At 72.9% G+C, this 23,998-nt stretch carries 20 protein-coding genes; 7 read left to right on the top strand and 13 right to left on the bottom strand.

What is annotated here, in order from left to right:
* Positions 1-111: 111 nt before the first annotated feature.
* The 4 genes from hpt to dacB form a co-directional block, all read right to left on the bottom strand.
* Entirely contained in the window at positions 112-672 is a 561-nt protein-coding gene (gene hpt, locus ACL02U_RS04740) for a hypoxanthine phosphoribosyltransferase (RefSeq protein ID WP_412789338.1), read from the bottom strand.
* Positions 673-733: 61 nt separating this feature from the next.
* Entirely contained in the window at positions 734-1,816 is a 1,083-nt protein-coding gene (gene tilS, locus ACL02U_RS04735; protein WP_412789337.1) for a tRNA lysidine(34) synthetase TilS, read from the bottom strand.
* Positions 1,817-2,007: 191 nt separating this feature from the next.
* The gene (locus ACL02U_RS04730) at positions 2,008-3,132 is read right to left on the bottom strand and encodes a zinc-dependent metalloprotease (RefSeq protein WP_412789336.1); all 1,125 of its coding nucleotides are present in this window, start codon (positions 3,130-3,132) and stop codon (positions 2,008-2,010) included.
* A gap of 229 nt (positions 3,133-3,361) precedes the next feature.
* Positions 3,362-4,942: a D-alanyl-D-alanine carboxypeptidase/D-alanyl-D-alanine-endopeptidase gene (gene dacB / locus ACL02U_RS04725; protein WP_412789396.1), complete on the bottom strand. Its 1,581-nt coding sequence runs from the start codon at positions 4,940-4,942 to the stop codon at positions 3,362-3,364.
* 124 nt (positions 4,943-5,066) lie between these two features.
* On the opposite strand from dacB, the gene ACL02U_RS04720 reads away from it, so the two are divergent.
* A complete protein-coding gene (locus ACL02U_RS04720; protein ID WP_412789395.1) occupies positions 5,067-5,558 on the top strand; it encodes an inorganic diphosphatase in 492 nt (163 codons plus the stop codon).
* A gap of 122 nt (positions 5,559-5,680) precedes the next feature.
* Entirely contained in the window at positions 5,681-7,342 is a 1,662-nt protein-coding gene (locus tag ACL02U_RS04715) for a threonine/serine ThrE exporter family protein (RefSeq protein WP_412789335.1), read from the top strand.
* 79 nt (positions 7,343-7,421) lie between these two features.
* Here ACL02U_RS04715 and ACL02U_RS04710 read toward each other — a convergent pair whose 3' ends face one another.
* Together ACL02U_RS04710 and ACL02U_RS04705 are read right to left on the bottom strand one after the other, a co-directional pair.
* The gene (locus tag ACL02U_RS04710) at positions 7,422-8,600 is read right to left on the bottom strand and encodes a DedA family protein (protein ID WP_412789334.1); all 1,179 of its coding nucleotides are present in this window, start codon (positions 8,598-8,600) and stop codon (positions 7,422-7,424) included.
* A gap of 249 nt (positions 8,601-8,849) precedes the next feature.
* Positions 8,850-9,611: a MerR family transcriptional regulator gene (locus ACL02U_RS04705; RefSeq protein WP_412789333.1), complete on the bottom strand. Its 762-nt coding sequence runs from the start codon at positions 9,609-9,611 to the stop codon at positions 8,850-8,852.
* A gap of 276 nt (positions 9,612-9,887) precedes the next feature.
* Here ACL02U_RS04705 and ACL02U_RS04700 point away from each other — a divergent pair, with 276 nt between their 5' ends.
* Positions 9,888-11,306 (top strand): glutamate decarboxylase, encoded by a 1,419-nt coding sequence (locus tag ACL02U_RS04700; RefSeq protein WP_412789332.1) that lies wholly within the window; start codon positions 9,888-9,890, stop codon positions 11,304-11,306.
* A 219-nt stretch (positions 11,307-11,525) separates the two neighbouring features.
* On the opposite strand, the gene ACL02U_RS04695 is transcribed toward ACL02U_RS04700, so the two are convergent.
* The 3 genes from ACL02U_RS04695 to ACL02U_RS04685 all read right to left on the bottom strand — a co-directional run bounded on the left by ACL02U_RS04695 (position 11,526) and on the right by ACL02U_RS04685 (position 14,860).
* Positions 11,526-12,098, bottom strand: a complete 573-nt coding sequence (locus tag ACL02U_RS04695) for a DinB family protein (protein ID WP_412789331.1) — start codon at positions 12,096-12,098, stop codon at positions 11,526-11,528.
* Between the two features lie 320 nt (positions 12,099-12,418).
* On the bottom strand, positions 12,419-13,882 hold the full coding sequence (locus tag ACL02U_RS04690) for an aldehyde dehydrogenase family protein (RefSeq protein WP_412789330.1): 1,464 nt from the start codon (positions 13,880-13,882) through the stop codon (positions 12,419-12,421).
* 153 nt (positions 13,883-14,035) lie between these two features.
* Positions 14,036-14,860 carry a helix-turn-helix domain-containing protein gene (locus ACL02U_RS04685; RefSeq protein ID WP_412789394.1) on the bottom strand — a complete coding sequence of 275 codons (825 nt, stop codon included), beginning with the start codon at positions 14,858-14,860 and terminating at the stop codon, positions 14,036-14,038.
* 365 nt (positions 14,861-15,225) lie between these two features.
* Here ACL02U_RS04685 and ACL02U_RS04680 point away from each other — a divergent pair, with 365 nt between their 5' ends.
* On the top strand, positions 15,226-15,717 hold the full coding sequence (locus tag ACL02U_RS04680; protein ID WP_412789329.1) for an ATP-binding protein: 492 nt from the start codon (positions 15,226-15,228) through the stop codon (positions 15,715-15,717).
* Positions 15,718-15,862: 145 nt separating this feature from the next.
* Here ACL02U_RS04680 and ACL02U_RS04675 read toward each other — a convergent pair whose 3' ends face one another.
* Positions 15,863-16,159 (bottom strand): DUF397 domain-containing protein, encoded by a 297-nt coding sequence (locus ACL02U_RS04675; protein ID WP_412789328.1) that lies wholly within the window; start codon positions 16,157-16,159, stop codon positions 15,863-15,865.
* Between the two features lie 838 nt (positions 16,160-16,997).
* On the opposite strand from ACL02U_RS04675, the gene ACL02U_RS04670 reads away from it, so the two are divergent.
* Entirely contained in the window at positions 16,998-17,516 is a 519-nt protein-coding gene (locus ACL02U_RS04670) for a hypothetical protein (protein ID WP_412789327.1), read from the top strand.
* 30 nt (positions 17,517-17,546) lie between these two features.
* On the opposite strand, the gene ACL02U_RS04665 is transcribed toward ACL02U_RS04670, so the two are convergent.
* Positions 17,547-18,776 carry a DUF2786 domain-containing protein gene (locus ACL02U_RS04665; protein WP_412789326.1) on the bottom strand — a complete coding sequence of 410 codons (1,230 nt, stop codon included), beginning with the start codon at positions 18,774-18,776 and terminating at the stop codon, positions 17,547-17,549.
* A gap of 124 nt (positions 18,777-18,900) precedes the next feature.
* On the opposite strand from ACL02U_RS04665, the gene ACL02U_RS04660 reads away from it, so the two are divergent.
* Both ACL02U_RS04660 and ACL02U_RS04655 read left to right on the top strand, forming a co-directional pair.
* Positions 18,901-19,662: a Clp protease N-terminal domain-containing protein gene (locus tag ACL02U_RS04660; protein ID WP_412789325.1), complete on the top strand. Its 762-nt coding sequence runs from the start codon at positions 18,901-18,903 to the stop codon at positions 19,660-19,662.
* 330 nt (positions 19,663-19,992) lie between these two features.
* The gene (locus ACL02U_RS04655) at positions 19,993-21,696 is read left to right on the top strand and encodes a bifunctional 3'-5' exonuclease/DNA polymerase (RefSeq protein ID WP_412789324.1); all 1,704 of its coding nucleotides are present in this window, start codon (positions 19,993-19,995) and stop codon (positions 21,694-21,696) included.
* 166 nt (positions 21,697-21,862) lie between these two features.
* Here the strand turns inward: ACL02U_RS04655 and ACL02U_RS04650 are convergent, their stop codons facing one another.
* On the bottom strand, positions 21,863-22,756 hold the full coding sequence (locus tag ACL02U_RS04650) for a glycosyltransferase family 2 protein (protein WP_412789393.1): 894 nt from the start codon (positions 22,754-22,756) through the stop codon (positions 21,863-21,865).
* Positions 22,757-23,123: 367 nt separating this feature from the next.
* Positions 23,124-23,954: an ArsR/SmtB family transcription factor gene (locus ACL02U_RS04645; protein ID WP_412789323.1), complete on the bottom strand. Its 831-nt coding sequence runs from the start codon at positions 23,952-23,954 to the stop codon at positions 23,124-23,126.
* Between the last annotated feature and the right edge of the window lie 44 nt (positions 23,955-23,998).

Raw genomic sequence — 23,998 nt, 5'->3', positions numbered from 1 at the left:
TCCGAAGCCGCACGGAGGGCTGGCGAGCCCGTCTGCATGCTCCAACGGCGCGAAACCCGCCGGGGTTCCCGATCGTCCTACAGAGTTGCGCCCGTCACTCGCAGAGCCGGGTCATCCACCGTAGACATGCGGCGCGAGCGTACCGACAAAGGGAAGATTGCGGTACTTCTCCGCGTAGTCGAGGCCGTAGCCGACCACGAACTCGTTGGGGATGTCGAAGCCGACCCACTCCACGTCGATGGCCACCTTGGCGGCATCGGGCTTGCGCAGCAGCGTGCACACCTTCAGCGTGGCGGGCTCGCGGGAGCCCAGATTGTTGATCAGCCAGGACAGGGTCAGCCCGGAGTCGATGATGTCCTCGACGATGAGGACGTGCCGGCCCTTGATGTCGGTGTCCAGGTCCTTGAGGATCCGTACGACACCGGAGGACTGGGTGCCCGCCCCGTACGAGGACACGGCCATCCAGTCCATGGTGACGGGGGTGGACAGCGCCCGGGCGAGGTCGGCCATGACCATCACCGCGCCCTTGAGGACGCCGACGATCAGCAGGTCCTTGCCCGCGTACTCCGCGTCGATCTTCGCGGCCAGCTCGACCAGCTTGGCGTCGATCTCTTCCTTGGTGATGAGTACCTGCTGGAGGTCGGCACCCATGTCTTTCGCGTCCACCCGCATCACTTTCGGTCGTCCCGCAGTTACGGCGCGGCCCCCGTCCCCCGTGCGGTGGGATCGGGATTCAGCCCTGCCGGATCACCAGTCTGCCACCCTGGCGGCGGGCGACGACTTTGCCCGGCAGATTGATGGCGCCCTGGCCCCGCCAGCCGGTGATCAGCCGGTCGACCTCCTCGATGTGCCGGGCGAAGAGGGAGCCGGCCGGGGAGCCCGCCGCGAGGGCCGCGCGACGCAGGACCCGGCGGCGCACGGCGGGCGGCAGGGCGTAGAGCTTGGCGCACTCCAGGAGACCGGTGGCGTCCCGCACGGTCGTCTCGGCCTGGCCGGCCCAGGCGTCCAGGGCGTCGGCGTCGTCGCGGGAGAGCCGGGCGGTGCGGGCGAGGGCCTCGACGACACCCTTGCCGAGGGCCTTCTCCAGCGCGGGCAGCCCCTCGTGGCGCAGACGGGAGCGCGTGTAGGCGGGATCGGCGTTGTGCGGGTCGTCCCACACCGGCAGGGACTGGACCATGCACGCCTTGCGGGCGGTCTGCCGGTCGAGCTGGAGGAAGGGGCGCCGGTAGCGGCCGCCGGCCCCCGAGACCGCGGCCATGCCGGACAGGGAACGGATGCCGGAGCCGCGGGCGAGACCGAGCAGCACGGTCTCGGCCTGGTCGTCACGGGTGTGGCCGAGCAGGATCGCGTCGGCGCCGTGGCGTTCGGCGGCGGCGTCCAGGGCGGCGTACCGGGCGTCGCGGGCGGCGGCCTCCGGCCCGCCCGCACGGCCGACGGCGACGGCGGAGGCCTCCACCGGGTCGAGACCGAGCTCGCGCAGGCGCAGCACGACCTCGGCGGCGCGCGTGTCGGAGCCGGGCTGGAGTCCGTGGTCGACGGTCACGCCGCCGGCGCGGACGCCGAGCCTGGGCGCTTCGAAGGCGAGGGCGGAGGCGAGCGCCATGGAGTCGGCGCCGCCGGAGCAGGCCACGAGGACGAGCGGCGGCGACGGCGGGCGCCGGAACGCCGTCGCCGGGGCGGCCGCCGGGGCCGGGGCGGTGGGGGCGGCGACCGCGGCGGGGACCGCGGCTGCACCGTGGGTGCGCTCGGTGAGCAGGTCGTGGAGGACGCGGCGGACCGCCAGGCGTATCGCCGCGACCGCAGGATGGGGACCCATGTCCGGTTCCCTTCATGAAGTTTTCGGGGGGTGAGCCCGAGGTCGGTCACTCAGAGTGTGTAGATGGTGACAGAGACGGGCGGTTCTCCGAGCATTGCACGCCTGTCCAGAGCTCAGGGTCCCTCGGACGGGTGATTGCAGGGGCCTTCGTCTGCCGTCGGCCGGATACCCCCGCCGGGCCGAGCGGCTCCTCAGTCGTCCGACTTGCCGTGCACCCTCGCGACCCAGTCCGCCGGTGCGGCGATCTCCGACTTGGTCGGAAGGGTGTTCGGGGAGGTCCACACGCGGTTGAAGCCGTCCATGCCGACCTCCTCGACGACCGCCCGCACGAAGCGCTCGCCGTCCCGGTACTGCCGGAGTTTGGCGTCCAGGCCGAGCAGTTTGCGCAGTGCGAGGTCCAGTCGCGACGCGCCCCTGGCCCGGCGCTGCTGGAACTTCTCGCGGATCTCGCCGACGCTCGGCACGACGTCCGGGCCGACTCCGTCCATCACGAAGTCGGCGTGCCCTTCCAGCAGGGACATCACGGCGGTGAGGCGGCCCAGGATCTCCCGCTGGGCGGGGGTCTGCACCAGCTCCACCAGGGAGCGGCCGCCACCGTCGGACTCGCCCTCGGGGCGGCCCGCGACGAGGGCCTGGGCGGCCTCCCGGATGCGCTCCAGGACGGTCATGGGGTCGACGTCGGTCTCCCCCAGGAACGACTGGATTTCGCCCTCCAGGTGGTCCCGCAGCCAGGGCACCGCCGAGAACTGCGTGCGATGGGTCTCCTCGTGCAGGCACACCCACAGCCGGAAGTCGTGCGGCTCGACGTCGAGTTCGCGTTCGACGTGCACGACGTTCGGGGCCACCAGGAGGAGCCGGCCGCCGCCGTTCTGGCCCGCCGGGAGCTCCCGGGTGGAGGGGGCGAAGGTCTCGTACTGGCCGAGGACGCGGGAGGCCAGGAAGGACAGCAGCATCCCGAGCTCCACGCCCGTCACCTTGCCGCCGACGGTGCCGAGGACCGCGCCGCCGGTGCTGCCGCCGCGGCGCTCCTGCATCTTGTCGAGCAGCGGTTTGAGGATCTCCCGGAACCCGGCGACGTTCGCCCGGACCCAGCCGGGGCGGTCGACGACGAGTACGGGGGTGTCGTGGATGCCGTCGGTGCCCATCCGGGTGAAGCCCCGCACGTGCTCCTCCGACGCCTTGGCGTGCCGGCGCAGTTCCGCGACGACGGCCCGGGCCTCGTCGCGGCTCACCTCGGGTCCCGGCCGCGCGAGCCGGGTCGCGGTCGCCACCGCGAGATTCCAGTCGACCATCTCGGCTCCACCGATGCTCGTCATGCGTCAACCGTACGTGAGCGGTGCCGTCGGAGGCAGGGCGTGGAGCCCGGCTCGGGCCCGGCGCGCCCGGCGGCGGAGCCGCCCGGCGCCATCGGCGGCGGGGTGCGCGGTGGCATCCGCGGCGGTACGCCCGGCACCACCGGCCCGCGGCGGTACGGCCGTGGCGCCACCGGCCCGCGGCGCCACCGGCGGCCCCGCGGCGGGTCGGAGCCGCCCGCGACCGGCCCGGTCACCCGCATCCGCAGCCCGCGAGCGCGGTCGCGACGGCGTCCAGGGCCCGCTGGGCCGCGTACGGGTCGGTGGTGTTCGAGGCGAGGAAGGCGAACGCCAGCAACCGGCCGTCCTGGTCGACGACGGTGCCGGCCAGCGTGTTCACGCCGGTGAGGGTGCCGGTCTTGGCCCTCACCACACCGGCCGTGCCGTCCATGTGGCGGCTGGTCAGCGTGCCGGTGAAGCCGGCGATCGGGAGTCCGGTGAGCACCGGGCGCAGCTCGGGGTGGGCCGGGTCTCCGGCCTCGGCCAGCAGGGCGGTGAGCAGGTTCGGGGTCAGTTTGTCGGCCCGGTTCAGGCCGCTGCCGTCCTTGAACACGGCCCCGGTGATCGGCAGGCCGAGACGGCTGAGGCGGCTGCGGACGGCCTTGCCGGCACCGGTGAAGTCGGCGCGTTCGCCCGTCGCGAGGGCGGTCTGGCGGGCGAGGGCCTCGGCGATGTCGTTGTCGCTGTTGGTCAGCATCCGTTCGACCACGGCGGACAGCGGCGGGGAGGAGACGGTGGCGAGCGTCTCGGCGCGGCCGGTCGCCTTCGAGGGGCCGGGGGCGCTGGCGGTGATGCCGTGCTCGGCGAGGAAGCCGCCGAAGCGGCGGGTGGCGTCCGCCGCCGGATCGGCCGCGCGGGGCGCGGGTCCGTGGGTGGAGCCGTCGGTGCGGCCCTCGTCGGCTGCCAGGGCGGTGACGAGAGCGAGGTTGGAGTTCACTCCGATGGGGTGAAGGGCGGGTCGCGCGAACAGGGTGGTGTCGTAGGAGAGGGTGACGTGGTCGATGCCGCGCTTCTTCAGGGCGGCGGCGGTGTCGACGGCGAGGGTGCGCAGGCTGGCCCACCCCCCGGCCTTCCTACGGGCGGTGAGCGTGGGGTCTCCGCCGCCGACGAGCACCAGTTCACCGGTGTCGGGCTCCAGCGCGGCGCGCGTGGTGAGGCGGTGGTCGGGTCCCAGCGCGGTGAGGACGGCGACCGCGGTAGCGATCTTGGTGGTGGAGGCGGGGGTGAGGGGGGTGCCGGCGCCGTCGCCGTACAGGCGCCTGCCGGTGGCGGCGTCGACGACGGCGGCTCCGTGCCGGGTGCCGAGCGCCGGGTCGCTCAGCAGCGGGCCGAGGACGGCGGCCAGGGGCTTGCCGTCGGGTGCCGACTTCACGGTGGTCGCGGTACCGCCCAACCCGGTCAGGACGGCCGGGGCGCTCGGGGCGGGGCGGGGCCCGGCGGACGCGTCGGCGGCCGGCCCGCGCCCGTGATCTGCACCACCCGTACCGTCCTGCGCGACCGCCCACTCCCGCTCGGCCGTACGCTGGCCCGTGGCATCCCAGGGACCCGCGGCGGTCACCGCACCCGCCGCCAGCGCCAGACCGGCGGTGGCGGCGCCCGCTGTGTACCACCAGGTCCCGCCGGGCTTCGCCGGCGTGACCCGTGCGTCCCGGGCGATCCGCGTGACCCGCGCGAGCTGCGGCTTCGCGGCACGTGCGAGCCGCGCCACCCGCGGCCGGACGGCGGTCGCGGCGCGTGCCAGACGTGGTCGCACGGCGCCCGCGACCCGCACCACATGCGGTCTCGCGGACCGCCAAGGCCTCAGTTCCGGCACGGCCACCAGCCCCTTTCGCGAGCACACACCTGCGTGAGGGACACTTAACCACCCGAAGTATGTGCTGATCATGGAGGAGCCACCGGTGGAGTTCGACGTCACGATCGAGATCCCGAAGGGTTCGCGCAACAAGTACGAGGTGGACCACGAGACCGGTCGGATCCGCCTGGACCGCCGACTCTTCACCTCGACCGCCTACCCGGCGGACTACGGCTTCGTCGAGAACACCCTCGGCGAGGACGGCGACCCGCTGGACGCGCTGGTCATCCTGGACGAGCCGACCTTCCCGGGTTGCCTGATCCGGTGCCGTGCGATCGGCATGTTCCGCATGACCGACGAGGCCGGCGGCGACGACAAGCTGCTGTGCGTGCCGGCGACCGACCCGCGCGTGGAGCACCTGCGCGACATCCACCACGTCTCCGAGTTCGACCGCCTGGAGATCCAGCACTTCTTCGAGGTCTACAAGGACCTGGAGCCCGGCAAGTCCGTCGAGGGCGCCAACTGGGTGGGCCGTGCCGACGCTGAGGTCGAGATCGAGCGGTCCGTGAAGCGCGCCCAGGAGCAGGGCGGCCACTGAGCCCGACGAGAAGCCCCCGGAGACGGGCCGTGCGCCGGTGCGTGCGGCCCGTTCGCGTGTCCGGGGACCCCGTGTGCGCATACTGGCCCCTGCCCGGGTGTCGTACAGGAGGCGCTGTCACAGTGATGGAGGCGGAGGACCGCAAACCCCAGTCGGACGAGGCGCACGGCGCCTACGACTCCGAGATCACGTCCGAGTTCGCGATTCCGGACGGGCTGGCCCTGCCCAGGGGCGGCGGGGACACGGAGACGACGTCCGAGTTCGCGGTGCCGAAGGGGCTGGGTGTGTCTCAGCCGCCGCCGTCCGAGACGGAGGGGTCGGCGTTCACCGCCCCGCGCGGCCACGGCGCCCGGGGCGGCGCGCAGGCGTTCACCCCGCCCAGCGGCATACCGGCCGTGAACCTGGCCGGGGACGCGCCCTGGCAGCACCGGATGCGCGCGATGCTGCGGATGCCGGTGGCGGACCGGCCCGCGCCGGAACCGGTGCACCGCGCGGAGGAGGAGGGCCCGGCCGTTCCGCGCGTGCTGGACCTGACCCTGCGTATCGGCGAGCTGCTGCTGGCCGGCGGCGAGGGCGCCGAGGACGTGGAGGCGGCGATGTTCGCGGTGTGCCGGTCCTACGGCCTGGACCGCTGCGAACCGAACGTCACCTTCACCCTGCTGGCCATCTCCTACCAGCCGTCCCTGGTGGACGACCCGGTGACGGCGTCCCGGACGGTACGGCGGCGCGGCACCGACTACACGCGGTTGGCGGCCGTCTTCCGGCTGGTGGACGACCTGAGCGACCCGGAGACGCACGTCTCGCTGGAGGAGGCGTACCGGCGCCTGGCGGAGATCCGCCGCAACCGGCACCCGTACCCGACCTGGGTGCTCACCCTGGCCAGCGGGCTGCTCGCGGGAGCGGCCTCGATGCTGGTGGGCGGCGGACTGCTGGTGTTCGCGGCGGCGGCGGGCGGCGCCATGCTCGGCGACCGGCTGGCCTGGCTCGCCGCCGGGCGGGGACTGCCGGAGTTCTACCAGTTCACGGCCGCCGCGATGCCGCCGGCGGCGCTGGGCGTCGCGCTGACGCTGGGGCATGCGGACGTGAAGGCGTCCGCGGTCATCACCGGTGGGCTGTTCGCGCTGCTGCCCGGGCGGGCACTGGTGGCGGGCGTGCAGGACGGGCTGACCGGCTTCTACATCACCGCGGCGGCGCGCCTGCTGGAGGTCCTCTACCTCATCGTCGGCATCGTGATCGGGGTGCTGGTCGTGCTGTACCTGGGGGTGCGGCTGGGCGCCAAGCTGAACCCGGACGCGCTGCTGGTACTGGAGCCGCGGCCGGTCCTGCAGATCCTGGCGGCGATGCTGCTCGCGCTGACCTTCGCGGTGCTGCTCCAGCAGGAGCGGTCCACCGTGCTCGCCGTCACGCTGAACGGGGGTGTGGCGTGGACGGTGTACGGCGCGATGCGCGACACCGGCGGCCTCTCCCCGGTCGCCTCCACGGCGGCCGCGGCCGGGCTGGTGGGGCTGTTCGGGCAGCTGCTGTCGCGCTACCGGTTCGCGTCCGCGCTGCCGTACACGACGGCCGCCATCGGGCCGCTGCTGCCCGGCTCGGCCACCTACTTCGGGCTGCTGGCGATCGCCGAGGACAACGTCAACACGGGGCTGACCTACCTGTCGAAGGCGGCGGCGCTCGCCATGGCCATCGCCATCGGGGTGCACCTGGGTTCCGAGATCTCCCGGCTGTTCCTGAAGGTCGGCTCACCGGAGAGGCGGCGGGCCGCCAAGCGGACGCGCGGCTTCTGAGACGCGGTCCGCGCCCCGTGCCCGGGTGCGGTCGGGTCCCCGTGGCGCGGTTCGGTTCCCGGGCCGGGCGCCCTTGCGTTCAGCCCTGGCGGTGCGGGTAGCGGGGGTCGTACTGCTGCTGCCCACCGTGGCCCTGCGGGTACTGCGGCTGCGCGGACTGCGGGGTCGGCGGCTGCTGGTACTGGGACTGCTGCTGGTACTGGGGCTGCTGGTACTGGGGCTGCTGCTGGTACTGGGGCTGCTGGTGCTGGGGCTGCTGGTACTGGGGCTCGGTGTACGGCGACTGCTGCGGGCCGGGGTACGGCGGCTGCTGCGGGCCGGGGTACGGCGGCTGCTGCGGGGACTGCGGCTGCTGGTACTGGGGCTGCTGGTACTGGGGCTCGGCGTACGGCGACTGCTGCGGGTGCTGCGGGCCGGAGTACGGCGGCTGCTGCGGGTACCGCTGGTCCGGGTACGGGCCGGAGTGCTGGTCCGGGGACCGGTCGGGGCGGGTTTCGCCGTACGGGTGCTGCCCGGGCCGGGCCTGGTCGTGCGCCGGCTCGATGCGGCGCAGCCGGGTCGTCGCGTCGTCCAGGGTCGGGGCCGGGGCCTGGGCCTGCGCCGAGGCCTGCGGACGGTCGCTCTCCGGCGGGGTGTTCCTGCTCTTGGAGCGGGCCCGCAGGAACTCGATGCCGATCGGGATCACCGAGACCAGGACGATCAGGACGAGGATCGCGTCGATGTTCTTCTTGACGAAGTCGATGTTGCCGAGCCAGGAGCCGAGCAGGGTGACGCCCGCGCCCCACAGGACGCCGCCGATGATGTTGAAGGTCAGGAAGGAGCGGTACCGCATGCGGCTGACACCGGCGATGATCGGTGTGAAGGTGCGCACGATCGGCACGAAGCGCGCGAGGACCAGCGACTTGGGGCCGTACTTCTCGAAGAACTCGTGCGCCTTGGTGACGTTCTCCTGTTTGAACAGCCGGGAGTCGGGCCGGTTGAACAGTGACGGTCCGACCTTCCTGCCGAACATGTAGCCCGCCTGGTCGCCGAGGACCGCGGCGAGGCAGATCAGCGGGACCGCCGCCCACAGCGGGAAGCCGATCTGCCCGGAAGTGATCAGCAGTCCGCAGGTGAAGAGCAGGGAGTCGCCCGGCAGGAAGAAGCCGATCAGGAGTCCGGATTCCGCGAAGACGACGAGCAGCAGCCCCCAGACGCCGAACGTGTCGAGGAGATGGTTCGGATCGAGCCAGCTCGGGCCGAGGGCAAGCGTCGTCACGGTTCCGGGCTCCTGAGGGGTGGGACGGCGGGACGGCCGGTGAGGGCCGCACAAAGCTATCAACGCAAGGTGTCCGCCCCAGGTTCCACCGGGACCCCCAGGATGCCCTGTGCGCCCCCGCGGACAAAGCTGTGAACCTCCGTCACCGTGGAACCGCGGGACGGCGCCCCTCCGGCACGGCGGTGGTGGGACCGTTCCGATCAGTGGTGGGACCGTTCCGATCAGGTGGGACCGGAACGGTCCGCGGCTTCAGGCGGCGTGACGGGCCGCGTTGGCCTTGATCGCGTCGCGCAGGTAGCCGGCCAGGCCGGAGCGGATCTTCTCGTACGTCGCGGTGAACCGCGGGTCGTCCACGTACATCCGGCCGAGGCAGGCGTGCATCTCGTGCGAGCACTCGTAGTGGCTGTCGCAGATGAACCGGCGGTGCTCCTCGGCGACGTCCATGGCGGCCTCGGAGTCGGCCGGCACCTGCAGGTCGAGCAGCTCGGCCATCCGGCGGTGGATGGCGTCCATCCTCTCGTTGATCCGCTTCCAGTCCTCCTTGCTGTAGGAGGCGGCCCGCTGCTGCGACTGCCGGTAGGCCTCGGTCCCGCCCCAGCGCCGGCGGACCTCCTCCTCGTATCGGTCGGGATCGAAGTCCCCGAACACCTCGAACTTCTCCTCGGGCGTGAGTTCGATGCCCATACTGCGTGCCTCCATCGCGTGCTCCACGGCCTCGGCCATCCGCTGCAGTTTCTCGATCCGGGCGACCAGCAGGTCGTGCCGGCGCCGCAGGTGCTCCCGCGGGTCCGCGTCCGGATCGTCGAGCAGGGCCGCGACCTCGTCGAGCGGGAAGCCGAGCTCTCGGTAGAAGAGGATCTGCTGCAGCCGGTCCAGGTCGGCGTCGCTGTAGCGCCGGTGGCCCGCACGGCTGCGCTCGCTCGGGGCGAGCAGGCCGATGGCGTCGTAGTGGTGCAGTGCGCGCACCGTGACACCGGCGAATCCGGCCACCTGACCCACCGAATAGCTCATGGTTCCCGCTTCCTTCTGGGTGATGCCGTCCAGACTGGCCCCTCACGCGACGTGAGGTGCAAGCCGCCCGCGTGCCGCCGTCGCGGCCCCCTTTTGCAGGAATCCTCACTGCCCGGGCGGTCGCCTGGCGCTAGCGTCGAAGCGGTACCCCGCGCGGCCGCGACGGGACCGGGCCCCGCGTCGCGCTCCCGCGGCCCCGCCCCGCCCTAGGCCCGCGTGTGCCCCGCCACGCCCGACCCGCGTGACGGCCCGACGCCGCTGGGAGGATCCACCCCCGTGCCACTTCACAAGGGCCAAGGGCCCGGCAAGCCCGACGAACGCCCGCTGTCGGTCAACCCCGTCTACGGCGCGGCCGACCCGGCGGCCGGAATGACCGAGGCCCCGCCCAAGCACCGCCTTCCGCGCGATCCGATGTCGCCGTCCACGGCGTACCGCCTGGTCCACGACGAGCTGATGCTCGACGGCAACTCCCGGTTGAACCTCGCCACCTTCGTCACCACCTGGATGGAGACCGAGGCGGGCGTCCTGATGGCGGAGTGCCGGGACAAGAACATGATCGACAAGGACGAGTACCCGCGCACCGCCGAACTGGAGCGGCGCTGCGTGGCGATGCTCGCCGACCTGTGGCACGCCCCCGACCCGTCGGCGGCCGTCGGCTGCTCGACGACCGGGTCGAGCGAGGCCTGCATGCTCGCCGGGATGGCGCTGAAGCGCCGCTGGGCGGTACGCAACGCCCACCGCTACCCCTCGGCCGAGGCCCGCCCGAACCTGGTGATGGGAGTGAACGTCCAGGTCTGCTGGGAGAAGTTCTGCAACTTCTGGGAGGTGGAGGCGCGCCAGGTGCCCATGGAGGGCGACCGCTTCCACATCGATCCGCAGGCCGCCGCCGACCTGTGCGACGAGAACACCATCGGCGTCGTCGGCATCCTGGGCTCCACCTTCGACGGGTCCTACGAGCCGATCGCCGAGCTGTGCGGGGCGCTGGACGCCCTCCAGGAGCGGACCGGGCTGGACATCCCGGTGCACGTGGACGGGGCGTCCGGGGCGATGGTCGCGCCCTTCCTCGACGAGGACCTGGAGTGGGACTTCCGGCTGCCGCGGGTGGCGTCGATCAACACCTCGGGCCACAAGTACGGCCTGGTCTACCCGGGCGTGGGCTGGGCGCTGTGGCGGGACACCGAGGCGCTGCCGGAGGAACTGGTGTTCCGCGTGAACTACCTGGGCGGCGACATGCCGACCTTCGCCCTGAACTTCTCCCGGCCCGGCGCGCAGGTCGTCGCGCAGTACTACACGCTGCTGCGGCTGGGCCGATCGGGCTACCGGACCGTGCAGCAGACGGCGCGCGACGTGGCCACGAGCGTCGCGGAGCGGGTGGCGGCGCTCGGCGACTTCCGGCTGCTGACCCGGGGTGACCAGCTGCCGGTGTTCACCTTCACCACGGCGCCGGACGTCACCGCGTACGACGTGTTCGACGTGTCCCGGCGGCTGCGCGAACACGGCTGGCTGGTGCCCGCGTACACCTTCCCGCCGAACCGCGAGGACCTGTCGGTGCTGCGGGTGGTGTGCCGCAACGGATTCTCGGAGGACCTGGCCGACATGTTCGTGGAGGACCTGTCGCGGCTGCTGCCCGAGCTGCGCAGGCAACCGCATCCGCTGACCGGGGACAAGGCCGCGGCGACCGGCTTCCACCACTGAGCCCACCCCGCCACCGCCTCCGGCCCCGGCACGCCGTCCCGGTCACCGCCCGCCGCGCGGACCGGGACGGCATGCGGACGCATACGGCGCGCGGACCGGGACGGCGCACCGGCCGTGACGGCGTGTGCGGGTGTGCGGGGCAGGGCAGGGCGGCGCCGGCCGGGTCAGCGGTGCCCGCCCTCAGCCCCCGGCCGGTAGCTCACTGCCCCCGCTCCCGCTCTACTCCTGCTCCTGCTCCTGCTCCTGCTCCTGCTCCTGCTCCTGCTCCAGGGCGACCAGTTCGAAGGCCGTCCTGCCGTCCAGCGACTCCCGGATGATGTCGGCGTGCCCGCAGTGGCGGGCGGTCTCACGGATCAGGTGCAGGCACAGCCAGCGCAGGGAGACCTGCTCGTCGGGCGGGAACCAGGGGGCGTTCGGCAGCGGGAAGGTGGCGTCCAGGCTGGGCGCCGAACGGATGTAGCGCTCGGTCTCGGCGGCCACCTGCTCCCAGAGGGCCAGTTGCCGGGCCGGCGTCTCTCCGTCGAGCAGTTGGAACGACTCGTGCCAGTTCGACTCGTCCCGCTTCACCGCCGGGGGCTCGCCCTTCGCACGGGCGATCCAGCCCTGCTCGACCTCCGACACGTGCTTGACCAGCCCGCCCAGGGACAGCTCGCTGGCGCTCGGCCGGGAGTTCGCCTGCTCGTCGGTCAGACCGAGCACGGCGCGGCGGATACCGCCGCGCTGCTCGGCCAGGAAGTTCAACAGCGCGGCACGCTCGTCGCCCCGCTCCTCGGCTCGCACGTGGGTCACCATGGCCGTATCCGCCTCTCGTCCGGGCTCCGCCGCGGCCGGACCTCGCTCCCGGCCACCTCACATCCGGGACGCTACGCGGGCTTGCGGTCAGCTTCCGTCCTCGACGCCCGTCGTGATCCACAATCGCCCGCCTCCCTCCAGGCGGGTCCGCCGCCCGTCCGGGGATCGCCTCCCGGGAACGCCGCCGCCGAGGAGCACCGCCCACCGTCCGCCGCGGGAGGCGCCCCACGCCTCTCGCGCCTCTCACGCACTCACGGCCCCCGCGGCACCGCGGGCGGGACTGTCCGGGCTGCGGGCGCCTGGCCGGCGGCTCGGCCGTCTCAACGCGGAGCGGCGCTCCGCCCGTGCTGCACCGAGATCCACTTCAGGGTGGAGAAGGCGTCCAGCGTGGACTCACCGCCGAGCCGTCCGATGCCCGAGTACTTCTCGCCGCCGAACGGGAACAGCGGCTCGTCGTGGAGGGTGCCGTCGTTCACGTGGAACAGGCCCGTGTCGATGCGCTTGGCGAAGGCCACGCCCCGCTCCACGTCGGCGGTGTGGACGGCGCCGCTGAGGCCGTAGGGGATGCCGTTGACGATGCGGAGGGCCTCCTCCTCACCGTCGAAGCGGACGAGCAGGGCCACCGGGCCGAAGACCTCCCGGCGCAGGAGGGGGGAGTCGGCCGCGACGTCGCCCAGCACGCTCGGGCCGACCAGGTTGTCGGTGGTCTCGCCGCGCACCAGGACCGCGGCGCCCTCCGCGGCGGCCTGCTCGACGATCGCGGAGATCGACGCGGCCTGGAGGGAGCTGGTGACGGGACCGATGGCGGTCTGCGGGTCGCGCGGATCACCGGCCTGCAGGGCGCCGACCTTGGCGACGAACTTCTCGGTGAACTCGTCGGCCACGGAGCGGTCCACCAGGACCCGGTTGGCGGCCATGCAGACCTGCCCCCGGTCGGCGTACCGGCTGAAGACGGCGGCGTCCACGGCGTAGTCGATGTCGGCGTCGTCGAGGACCACCAGCGCGCTGTCGCCGCCCAGTTCGAGCACGGTGCGCTTGAGTTGGCCGCCGCACACGGTGGCGATGTGCCGGCCCACCTTGTCGGAGCCGGCGAAGGAGATGACCCTCGGGACCGGGTGCTCCAGGAAGGCGTCGCCTATCTCGGCTATGTCGGTGAGCACGACGTTCAGCGTGCCGGGCGGAAGTCCCGCGTCCTCGAAGAGCTTGGCGATCAGCGTGCCTCCGGTGACCGGGGTGTCCTGGTGCGGCTTGAGGACGACTCCGTTGCCCAGGGCGAGCGCCGCGGCGACGGGCTTGACGGTGAGCAGGAAGGGGAAGGTCGCCGGGCTGATCACTCCGACCACGCCGACCGGCAGCCGGTAGAGGCGGTTCTCCCTGCCCTCCACCGGGGAGGGCAGGATGCGGCCGTCGGCACGCAGGGTGAGCTGGGCGGCCTCACGCAGGAACTCCTTGGCGAGACCGATCTCCAGGGCCGCCCTGGTGCGGGTGCCGCCGAGCTCGGCGGTGAGCAGGTCGGCGATCTCGGCCTCGCGCTCCTCGACCAGCCGCAGCACCCGCTCGAACACGTCCCGCTGGGTGTAGGGGTTGGCCTCGGCCCACGCGCGTTGGGCTCGGGCGGCCGCCCGGTAGGCCAGGTCCACCTCGTCGGCGGTGGCGATCGGGACGGAGGCCAGCTTCTCGCCGTCGTACGGGTTGACGTCGATGATGTCCCAGGAGCCGGTACCGGGACGCCACTCACCGTCGATGTACTGCTGGGCCAGATCCGTGAAGCACGACGGCGACATGTGATCCCTCTATCCCTAGCTGCCGGGGCAGGCGAGACGGACATCCGATCGACCGCAGAGCCGACCGCGCGGTCTGATCTTCCGTCATCGTACTTGTCACACATGCCCGTTGGGGATGGTCTGCAGGACCCGACCGGGTCACCGACGCCCCGGTCAGGACAGTTGCAGCAGTCCGCGGAGCAGGTCCCGGCTCTCCCCCGGGTCGGGGCTGTCCTGCTGCAACTCCTTCAGCGCCAGCTCGTACTGGGCGACGTCCTCGGGCTTGTCCAGGTACAGGGCGCTGGTGAGCTGCTCCAGGAAGACCACGTCCGACAGGTCCGACTCGGGGAAGCTGAGCACGGTGAAGGCTCCGGACTCACCGGAGTGCCCGCCGAAGCTGAACGGCATCACCTGGAGCCGCACGTTGTGCCGCTCGGACATGTCGATCAGGTGCTGGAGCTGGTCGCGCATCACCTCGCGGTCGCCGTAGGGGCGGCGCAGGGCGGACTCGTCCAGGACGATGTGGAACTCCGGGGCGTTCTCGGCGACGAGGTACTTCTGCCGCTCCAGGCGCAGCGCGACGCGCTTCTCCACGTCGGCCTCGCTCGCCCCCTTCATCCCGCGCCGGACCACCGCGCGGGCGTACGACTCGGTCTGCAGCAGGCCGTGCACGAACTGCACCTCGTACGCGCGGATCACGGATGCGGCGCCCTCCAGGCCCACGTAGGTGGGGAACCAGTTGGGCAGGACGTCCGAGTAGCTGTGCCACCATCCGGCGACGTTGGCCTCCCGGGCCAGGTTCACGAGGGCGTTGCGCTCCGCCTCGTCCGTGATGCCGTACAGCGTCAGCAAGTCCTCCACGTCCCTCGTCTTGAAGCTGACCCGACCCAGTTCCATCCGGCTGATCTTCGACTCGGAGGCGCGGATGGAATACCCCGCCGCCTCGCGGGTGATGCCCCGCGCCTCACGCAGTCGCCTGAGTTGCGAGCCGAGCAGCATGCGTCGCACCACCGATCCGGGCTCTCCCGCGCTCACGTTCGCCTGCCTCCCCAACCGTCTTCAGGGGCCGAAGTCTGCCACTAAAACACTCCGAGCAGTACTCGTGCGATTACAGAGACGGAAAGAAGACGGGCAGCTCGTGCCACACCAGGGGGGCAAAGAGCAAGGGGACGGCCGCGGAACGGCAGGAGGACGGCGGAAAAAATGGCCAAGAAGCGGTACGTGCAGTCTCAATTCGGTCACGTGCACGTGCATCTGCCCTTGCATCTGTAGTGCGCATCCGAAACCATGGTCCCGCACCACCGCTGCCTCGCTACGACCGCGAATTCCCGGGAGTGCCTCGCATGGGGACGAATGGATCGACCATGCTCGAGCCGTTACGGCAGGGCCTTCCGCCACTGGACCTCGAAGCCGTGGCCGACGCCGCCTCCTGCGCCCTGTCCACCCGCTACGAAGCAGTGGGCGACGCAAGGCAGTTCACCCGGAGCACCCTCGACCGGTGGGAGCTGGGCGAGCGCTTCGACGACGTCTGCCTGGTCGTCTCCGAACTCGTCACGAACGCCCTGCGGCACGCGCTGCCCGCCACCGGCCCCCGGTCGCCCGAGCACCCCTCGCCCGTCCGGCTGCACCTGATGCGCTGGACGGAGCTGCTGGTGTGCGCGGTACGCGACCCCAGCGACGACTCCCCGGTGGCACGCGACCCGGAGGCCCTGGAGGACTTCTCGGCGGAGTCGGGACGCGGACTGTTCCTCGTCGACTCCTTCAGCGACAGCTGGGGCTGGCACCCCCTCGCGGGCACCCTCAACGGCAAGGTGGTCTGGGCGCTGTTCCGCCTGAACCCGCCGCCGGGCGAGTGACGAACCCCGGCGCACCGGCGCGCCGGGGTTCTACGCGCGTCACGGACGGCGCGGAAGCCCTCACCGCACGTTGCCCGCGGCGGCCCGCGGCCGGCGGCCGGGGACGAGCCGGCATGCGCGTCGGGGCGTCAACCGCCCGCGGACGTCAGCCCGCGATCAGGTGGTCGAACTCGCCGTCCTTGACGCCGAGGAGCATCGCCTCGATCTCCGCGCGCGTGTAGACGAGCGCCGGACCGTCGGGGAACCGCGAGTTCCGCACGGCCACATCACCACCCGGCAGTCGCGCGAACTCCACGCAGGATCCCTGCGAGTTGCTGTGCCGGCTCTTCTGCCACGCAACCCCGCACAGCTGGGTGGCGGCGATGCCGTTGGACACTCCGGACGCCCCGGTCGCGCCGGACGCGTCGTTTACGTCGTACACGTCGTACACGTCGTGGTCCACAGGTCGCTCCCGATGGTGCACTGGCTGATGAGGCCACTGATGCGTTGGCGATACAGCGGTGATGCAGTGGTTCAACTGAGCGCGATCATAGCTTCGTTCACGTGCAGATGCATGAGCATATGCACGTGCACGGGCGGTGCTCCTCCGGTTACAGCTTTGCCGGACGTCCCGACGAAGGGCCTGGAGGACACCCGGTCGCCGCTGCACCTGTTGCAGCGTCTGCCCAGCAGCCTGCATGACATGTGTGCGCCAACCCCCGTCCATGATCCTCGAGCCGTCCGTCGCGCCGGATCGACCGGATCCAAGCCATCCTGCACTAGGAACAGACGCATACCGGAGCTCCCGTGTTCCACGGTCCCGCCGATCGGCCCGGCAACCGGGCCGCCGGGATCCGCGCCGGCCCGGCGGACGGACGGCGTCCGCTCGACACCGCAGACGAGCACCTCCAGGTCCGCGCCCCGAGCGGCGGGAGCCGTGGCCGCAGCGCGGAAGCCGTTCGGCACCGGCCGCCGGCCTCGACCGGAACGGCCCGGCACCACCGGCGCCGAGCCCCGCCCGCGCACCCCGTGACCGCCGGAGAGGACCCGGAGGACCGTCCGATGCAGGTGGCCGACCCGCATGCAGGTGGCCGACCCGCATGCAGGTGGCCGACCCGCCGGGACAGTCCGCACGGTCGCGCCGAACCGCCCGCCTCCGCCGCCGTACACCGCCGTTGCACACCGCCGTTGCACGCCGTCACCGCGTCCCGCCGGGCCCCCATGACCGGCTGGTAACTTGCTGCCACCCTTCCGGCCCACCGGCCGACACCGGCAACAGCTTGGGAGTCGCAGTGACCTCGGTGACCTTCTCTCGCTCACCGCGCGGCGCGGCCCGCCGCACGATACGGGGCATCACCTCGGCCGCAGTACTGGCGGGCGCACTCACGCTGACGGCGTGCGGCGGCGACGCCGAGAACGGGCCGCCGGCCGACCCCACCCCCTCCGCCACGTCCACGGTGAACACCGACGGCGGAACGGGCACGACGAGCAGCGCCCCCGCCGACGGGCTGGCGGGCAGCTGGCTCGCCACCACGCACGGCAAGGCGGTGGTCCTGGTGGTGAACGGCAAACAGGCAGCGGTGTTCACCACCGGGGGAACCGTGTGCAGCGGGGCCGTCGCCGATGCGCCGGGGACAGCCGGCGCGATCCGGCTCACCTGCACGGACGGCAGCACCGACCGGGCGAACGGCACCGTCGACTCCGTCGGCGCCCGGACACTCCGCATCACCTGGAAGGGCGGCCTGGGCACCGAGACCTACACCAGGTCGGAGGGCGGCAAGCTGCCCAGCGGGCTACCCACGGCGGGCCTCGGGTCGTAGCGTCGGGCCGGCCTCACCCCAACCGGCCGTTCAGGGCAGGCGGGGACGTGCGCGCATCCGCGCCCGATCGGCGGCCTCGGCACCCCGGTTCCAGCCCGCCGCGTCACTGACGCCGCGCAGGCGGGTGGAGACCGTCTGCGGGAACATGCGGTCGGTCGCGGCGGTGACGGCCACCTCGCGCGAAGCCAGCACCGGCAGCAGCTCCCGCCCCACCTCGGCGGCGGCCCGATCTGCGGCGGAGGCCAGCCGGGCACCGATCCGCTGGGCGTAGGAGGCGAGGAACGACTGCCGGAAGGTCTTCGTCCTTTTCCGTCCTCCACGGCGCTCGACGGCCTCGGCCTTCGCCAGCGCCGCCTGCGCCTGCACCAGAAGCGAGGTGTGGAGCAGTTCGACCGCGTCCAGGTCCGCCTCGAAACCGACCACCGTCGAGAACCCGAAGGGCTCGTTCCACACGGACCGGCAGTGGTTGGCCGTGGCGACCGCGTCCAGCAGCACGGCCTTGGCCTGCTCGTACGGCGGCTCCACACCGATACGGCGGGCGCCCGGCGCGTCCGGGTCCGGCTGGTGTGCGGCGAGCATCGCTTCGTCGACCGCGTGTCGGGCCATCAGCTCCTGCGCCTTGGCGGTGAGCGCCTCGGCCTCCTCCGGGAAGCCGGTCGCCTCCGCCTTGGCGAGCAGCCCTCGGATACGGGAGAGCGCGCGGGAGTCGGACGCACCCCGCCGACGCGGCTCACGGGTCCGCTCCTCGAGGGGTTCCAGAGCAGGGATCCGCAGCAGCAGCCGGTACAGCTCCAGAACGGCGGTGGCGTGCGTGAAGCGGTCGGTCCGGGGCCGAGCGCCGGCGGGAAGTGCGGCGACCTGTTCGGACCACCGGCGTCCCCGCGGCCGGTCCTCGGGACCCTGCGCCCGGACGAGTTCCGCCAGGAGTGCCGCGTGGACGTCCCCCAGCTCGCGCCTGACGAACCGCAACAGGTCGGCAGGCTGCCATCCGCGCCGCCAGGCCGCCGCCACCAGCCCCCGCCCCCGCCTGCCGAGTTCGGCGTCCGCCGCGGGATCGGCGGCGAGCAGCGACGCACCCGTGTCCAGCGCTGCGTCCGCGTCCGCACCCCGGGGAACACCGACGGCCCCCGCTCCGGTACCCCCCGCACCGGTACCCCCCGCGCCGCCGGTCCACGTCCCGGCGGAGACGCCGTAGAGGGCGATCCGGAAGGCGCGGTCGACAGTGCCCTCCCGTTCGTCCGCGCTGCTCGTACTGGTCACCCGTCGATCGTGCCACGGGTCGCCGGGCTGCCGACGCGCGCGCTTCGCGCTCCACACCTCCCACCCCGCCCCGGGCCGTCAACCAAGGGTTGACAGCCTCCCTGCGTCAACCTACGGTTGACACATGTCGGCCTCCTCGGGAATCCCATCCTCCGTACGCCTCGACGAGCTCATCGCAGCCATCAAGACGGTCCACGCCCGACCCCTCGAACAACTCCAGGACGCGGTCATCGCCGCCGAGCACCTCGGCGAGGTCGCAGACCATCTGATCGGCCACTTCGTCGACCAGGCCCGCCGTTCGGGCGCCTCCTGGTCGGACATCGGCAAGAGCATGGGCGTCACCCGGCAGGCCGCACAGAAGCGGTTCGTGCCGAAGGAGACGACCGGCATGGACCCGAACCAGGGCTTCAGCCGCTACACGCCCCGCGCCCGCGCGGTGGTCATGGCCGCCCACCAGGCCGCCCGGGAAGCCGGCAACACCGAGGGCCTGCCCGCCCATCTGGTGCTCGGCCTGCTCAGCGAGCCGGAGTCCCTGGCAGCGAAGGCGATCGCCGCCCAGGGGGTGGCGTCCGACGCCGTCCGCCGTGCAGCGGACTCGGCTCTCCCTCGCGCCGCCGAGGAAGCACCCGAACTCGTGCCCTACAGCTCGGACGCCAAGAAGGTCCTGGAACTCACCTTCCGCGAGGCCCTGCGCCTGGGCCACAACTACGTCGGCACCGAGCACATCCTGCTGGCACTGCTGGAGTTCGAGAACGGTGAGGGCGTCCTCAGCGGTCTGGGCCTCGGCAAGCAGCGCACCGAGGAGTACGTCGTCGAGACGCTGTCGATGCTGGTCGCGGACCGGGATCGAGAGGAGGGGCAGGAGGGGCAGGCACAAGAGGGGTAGGAGGGGTAGGAGGGGCGGCAGGAACAGCGGAGTCAGCGCACCGGTGACGGACAGTCCGCGGCCGCCGGAAGCGCTGCGCGGGCGCCTGAGGTGACGGATCCGCCGGCCGCCGCCGGGCTGCGCACGCGGGTCGCCCGCTCCCGCTCCCGCTCCCGCTCCCGCTCCCGCTCCCGCTCCCGGCGGGGGATACCGCTGTCCTCGTCCCGGTACGAACTGCCGGTCCCGACGAGCCGCCGATCTTGACGAACTGCCGGTCCTGCGGGTCCCGGGCCGCGGCCACCGGGAGTCGCCACGGGTACCGATGTCGGACCCGAGTGCGACACTCGCCCCATGACCGACCGCTGGGCGCTCGCCCCGGCCGAGGACGGCGGGGCCGAGCTGGCCGCCCTCGGTCCCGAGGGGCTGCCCGCCGGCCCGGTGCTGCGGGAGGCGGACCTGGCGCAGGCCGTGCGCAGCCGTCCGGACGTGGTCCGCTGGGTGTGGCGGTCGACGGCGGAGGTGTACCCGCGGCTGCTCGCCGAGGGGGTGCGGGTCGACCGCTGCTACGACGTCGAGGACGCCGAGATCCTCCTCCTCGGGCACGAGGGCCGGTACGGCGAACCCCGCTCGGCCGCGGCCGCGCTTGCCCGGTTGCGCGGGGGACCGGTACCCCCGGATCCGCCCCAGCGGTCCGCCGAGCCGGGGACGCAGGCCCAGTTGTTCGAACCGCGGGGCACTCGCCTGCCCCTGGCGGACCTCCTCGCGGTCTACGCGGAGCAGCAGCAGCGGCACCACCGCACCGAGCACCCCGGGCGGATGCGGCTGCTGACGGCCGCCGAGTCGGCGGGGATGCTGGTGGCCGCCGAGCTGAACCGTACGGGGCTGCCGTGGAGCGCGGACGTCCACCGCGAGGTGCTGCACGACCTGCTGGGCGAGCGGTACGCGGGCGGCGGCGAGCCGCGCCGCCTCGCCGAGCTGGGAGCCGAGGTGTCGGCCGCGTTCGGGCGCCGGGTGCGGCCCGACCTGCCCGCCGACGTGATCAGGGCCTTCGCCCGGGCAGGGGTCAGGGTCAGGTCGACCCGGCGCTGGGAGCTGGAGTCCGTCGACCATCCCGCCGTGGCACCGCTGCTGGAGTACAAGAAGCTGTACCGCATCTGGGTCGCCCACGGCTGGAGCTGGCTGCACGACTGGGTGCGCGAGGGCCGGTTCCGCCCGGAGTTCCTCGCCGGCGGCACGGTCACCGGACGCTGGGTCACCCACGGAGGCGGCGCGCTGCAGATCCCCAAGGTGATCCGCCGGGCCGTGGTCGCCGACCCGGGCTGGCGGCTGGTCGTCGCCGACGCCGACCAGATGGAGCCGCGCGTCCTCGCCGCGATCTCCCGCGACCCCGGCCTGATGGAGGTCGCGGGCCGGACGGACGACCTCTACCAGTCCGTCTCCGACCGCGCCTTCTCCGGTGATCGTGCCCAGGCCAAACTCGCGGTGCTCGGCGCGGTCTACGGGCAGACCTCCGGAGACGGGCTGAAGAACCTCGCCGCACTGCGCCGGCGGTTCCCGAGAGCGGTGGCGTACGTCGACGAGGCGGCGCGGGCCGGTGAGGAAGGACGCCTGGTGCGCACCTGGCTGGGGCGGACCTGCCCGCCGGTCGCGGGGGCGGCCGAGGACGCGGCGCAGGAGGCGGGCATCCCCGTCGCCCCGGACGTCCCGGAGAGCGAGGAGGAAGGCGGTTCCAGGGCCTGGACGCCGGGCTACGCCTCCACGGACGCCCGCGCCCGCGGCCGCTTCGCCCGGAACTTCGTCGTCCAGGGCAGTGCCGCCGACTGGGCGCTGCTGCTGCTCGCCGCGCTGCGGCGGACCTGCGCGGACATGGCCGCGGAGCTGGTCTTCTTCCAGCACGACGAGGTGATCGTGCACTGCCCGGAAGAGGAGGCGGACGCGGTGGTCGCGGCGATCGCGGACGCGGCGGAGCTGGCGGGACGGCTGACGTTCGGCGACACACCGGTACGGTTCCCGTTCACCACGGCCGTGGTGAAGTGCTACGCCGACGCCAAGTGAGGCGCGGACCACCGCACGAACCTTCCGGCATCCCCGCTTCCCGGCTTCCCGGCTTCCCCGCTTCCCGGCTTCCCCGCTTCCCGGCTTCCCCGCTTGCCCGCTCTTCCGATCCCGCGATCCCCCCGCTCTTCCGATCCCGCGACAGCGTGTCAGGGCGCGGGGCGGATCAGAGGACCGGCGGACGCCCCAGACGCGTCAGCCGCCACACCGTGCTCCACCGCATCGACCGCCGCTCACCGGCCGGTTCGCGCACTCCCTCCAGGAAACCCCCGAACCAGGCCCGCAGTCCGCCGAGCGACCGCGTCCGCAGCAGCGTGACGCCGATCCACACCCCCAGGTGGACGGGGATGAGGGGCAGCGGAAGCCGGCGGCGGGCCAGCCACACGCGGTTGCGGGCGGTCACCCGGTAGTAGATGGCGTGCCGGGCCGGCGAGGTCCTGGGATGCTGGAGCAGCAGTTCCGGAGCGTAGAGGATCTTCCAACCCGCGTCGGCGGCCCGCCAGGCGAGGTCGGTCTCCTCGTGAGCGAAGAAGAACTCGGCGGGCCAGTCCCCGATCTCGTCGAGCATGGCCATACGGAACCCGTGGCCGCCGCCGAGGAATCCGGTGACGTAGCCTCCGCGCAGCGGGTCGGCGTCGCCCGCGCGCGGCACATGGCGGCGCTGCGTCTCGCCGTGCTCGTCGGCGACGCGGAATCCGACGATCCCGAGCCGGTCGTCCCCGGCGAACAGGTCCCGCACCCGGCGCAGCACATCCGCGTCGACGAGGAGTCCGTCGTCGTCGAGTTCCACCACGACGTCGACGTCACCGTAGGCGCGCAGCCGGGCGAGGGCGACGTTCCGGCCACCGGGGCAGCCGAGGTTCTCCTCGACCTCGACGCAGGTGACCTCCCCGGGCAGCGACAGACGCCGCGCGAACTCGGGCAGGCGGCAGCCGTTGCCGACGACGACGATGCGGGCGGGCGCGAGGTCCTGCCCGGCCACGGACCTCAGCAGGGCGTCCACCTCCGCAGGCCGGTTCCCCATGGTCACCACGGCAACGGCGATCCTCGGCTGCACCACGTGTCCCACCCCGTCCGTTCCGGCGAGCACGACCGCGCCACCACGGCACGGTGCCCGTTGTCCATCTGTTCACCAGAATGTTGCCCCATCACCGGCAACCGGCCCGGCACGCAGGCACTTTGCGTCCGTTTTGCGGTGAATTCCCGCAGACGTCACCTCCGGCCGGCGACCGCCCGGACGCGGGCACGTGCGGAGTGGGGTGCGGGCCGGGACCGGGAAGCGCTTCGCTGACCCCCGAACGGCGCAGCGGCCGACCGGCGCAGCGGCCCGACACGCTCACCGCACCGTCCGGCGGTGCACCGGCCGGACGGTCCGGCGGGTCCTCCCTTACACGGCGCGGGCCCGACAGCTCTGCTGATCCCACCCGTCACTGGTGCGGGAGTACCAGACCGAATGCGCGCTCGACGCCCTCGGCACCGCTGTCCGTCAGATGGACCACGCGCGGACCGGCGCCCCGGCGTACCCAGCCCAGCTCGAACAGACGGGACGTCAGCACAGCCCCGAGCCCCCCGGCCAGATGGTGCCGGCGTTCGCTCCAGTCGACGCAGTAGCGGATCGCGGGCCGGCGCGGCGGCAGCCGGTCGGCGTCGACACCGAGTTCGCGCAGATGCTCGCGGCCGGCGGCGGTGAGCCGGTAGCGGACGTCGTGCCCGTAGGAGGCGGGCCGGTCGCGCACCGCCTGCTCGGCGCGGTGGATCCCGTCGTACCCGGTCAGGACGCCGCGTTCGAGCAGCGACCGCATCAGGCCCACGCCGAGCTGCCCCGCGAGGTGGTCGTAGCAGCTGCGGGAGCGGTACAGCGCCTTGGTGCGGTTGCTCTGCTTCAGGGAGGTGAGGGGCAGCGGCGGGGCGATCAGCGCCAGCGCCTCCAGGGCGGCGCCGACATCCGGCCCGGCGAGCCGGTAGTAGCGGTGCCGGCCCTGCCGCGCGACGGTGACGAATCCGGCGCCGACCAGTTTGGCCAGGTGCGCGCTGGCCGTTGCGGCGCCGACCCCGGCCTCGCCCGCGAGTGCGCTCGCCGGCAGGGCGCGCCCGTCGGCCAGGCACTTGAGCATCCTGGCCCGCGACGGGTCGGCGATCAGCGCGGCGGCGCGGGCGATGTCGGTCTGCTGCTTGAGCGGCTGGCCGTCGCTCCCGGCGGCCGGGGCGGCGGTGCCCGGCGGGGTGGGGCGGGACGCGCCGAGAGGATTGTTCGGCATGTCCGAAGCGTAGGCCACGGCACCACATCGACGCTTCGACGGCC

The sequence above is a fragment of the Streptomyces sp. MS06 genome (genome assembly GCF_047200655.1).
GTDB lineage: Bacteria > Actinomycetota > Actinomycetes > Streptomycetales > Streptomycetaceae > Streptomyces.
The sequence above is the reverse complement of the archived record's forward strand: the minus strand, read 5'-3'. Positions and strand labels throughout refer to the sequence as shown.

What these genes read in the sequence shown, in the direction of transcription:
- tilS (WP_412789337.1), bottom strand. Translation starts at nt 1,816, where the DNA reads ATGGGTCCCCATCCTGCGGTCGCGGCGATACGCCTGGCGGTCCGCCGC.
- ACL02U_RS04685 (WP_412789394.1), bottom strand. Translation starts at nt 14,860, where the DNA reads ATGCTGCTCGGCTCGCAACTCAGGCGACTGCGTGAGGCGCGGGGCATC.
- ACL02U_RS04660 (WP_412789325.1), top strand. Translation starts at nt 18,901, where the DNA reads ATGTCGGCCTCCTCGGGAATCCCATCCTCCGTACGCCTCGACGAGCTC.
- ACL02U_RS04730 (WP_412789336.1), bottom strand. Translation starts at nt 3,132, where the DNA reads ATGACGAGCATCGGTGGAGCCGAGATGGTCGACTGGAATCTCGCGGTG.
- ACL02U_RS04705 (WP_412789333.1), bottom strand. Translation starts at nt 9,611, where the DNA reads ATGAGCTATTCGGTGGGTCAGGTGGCCGGATTCGCCGGTGTCACGGTG.
- ACL02U_RS04655 (WP_412789324.1), top strand. Translation starts at nt 19,993, where the DNA reads ATGACCGACCGCTGGGCGCTCGCCCCGGCCGAGGACGGCGGGGCCGAG.
- hpt (WP_412789338.1), bottom strand. Translation starts at nt 672, where the DNA reads ATGCGGGTGGACGCGAAAGACATGGGTGCCGACCTCCAGCAGGTACTC.
- ACL02U_RS04680 (WP_412789329.1), top strand. Translation starts at nt 15,226, where the DNA reads ATGCTCGAGCCGTTACGGCAGGGCCTTCCGCCACTGGACCTCGAAGCC.
- ACL02U_RS04690 (WP_412789330.1), bottom strand. Translation starts at nt 13,882, where the DNA reads ATGTCGCCGTCGTGCTTCACGGATCTGGCCCAGCAGTACATCGACGGT.
- ACL02U_RS04695 (WP_412789331.1), bottom strand. Translation starts at nt 12,098, where the DNA reads ATGGTGACCCACGTGCGAGCCGAGGAGCGGGGCGACGAGCGTGCCGCG.
- ACL02U_RS04645 (WP_412789323.1), bottom strand. Translation starts at nt 23,954, where the DNA reads ATGCCGAACAATCCTCTCGGCGCGTCCCGCCCCACCCCGCCGGGCACC.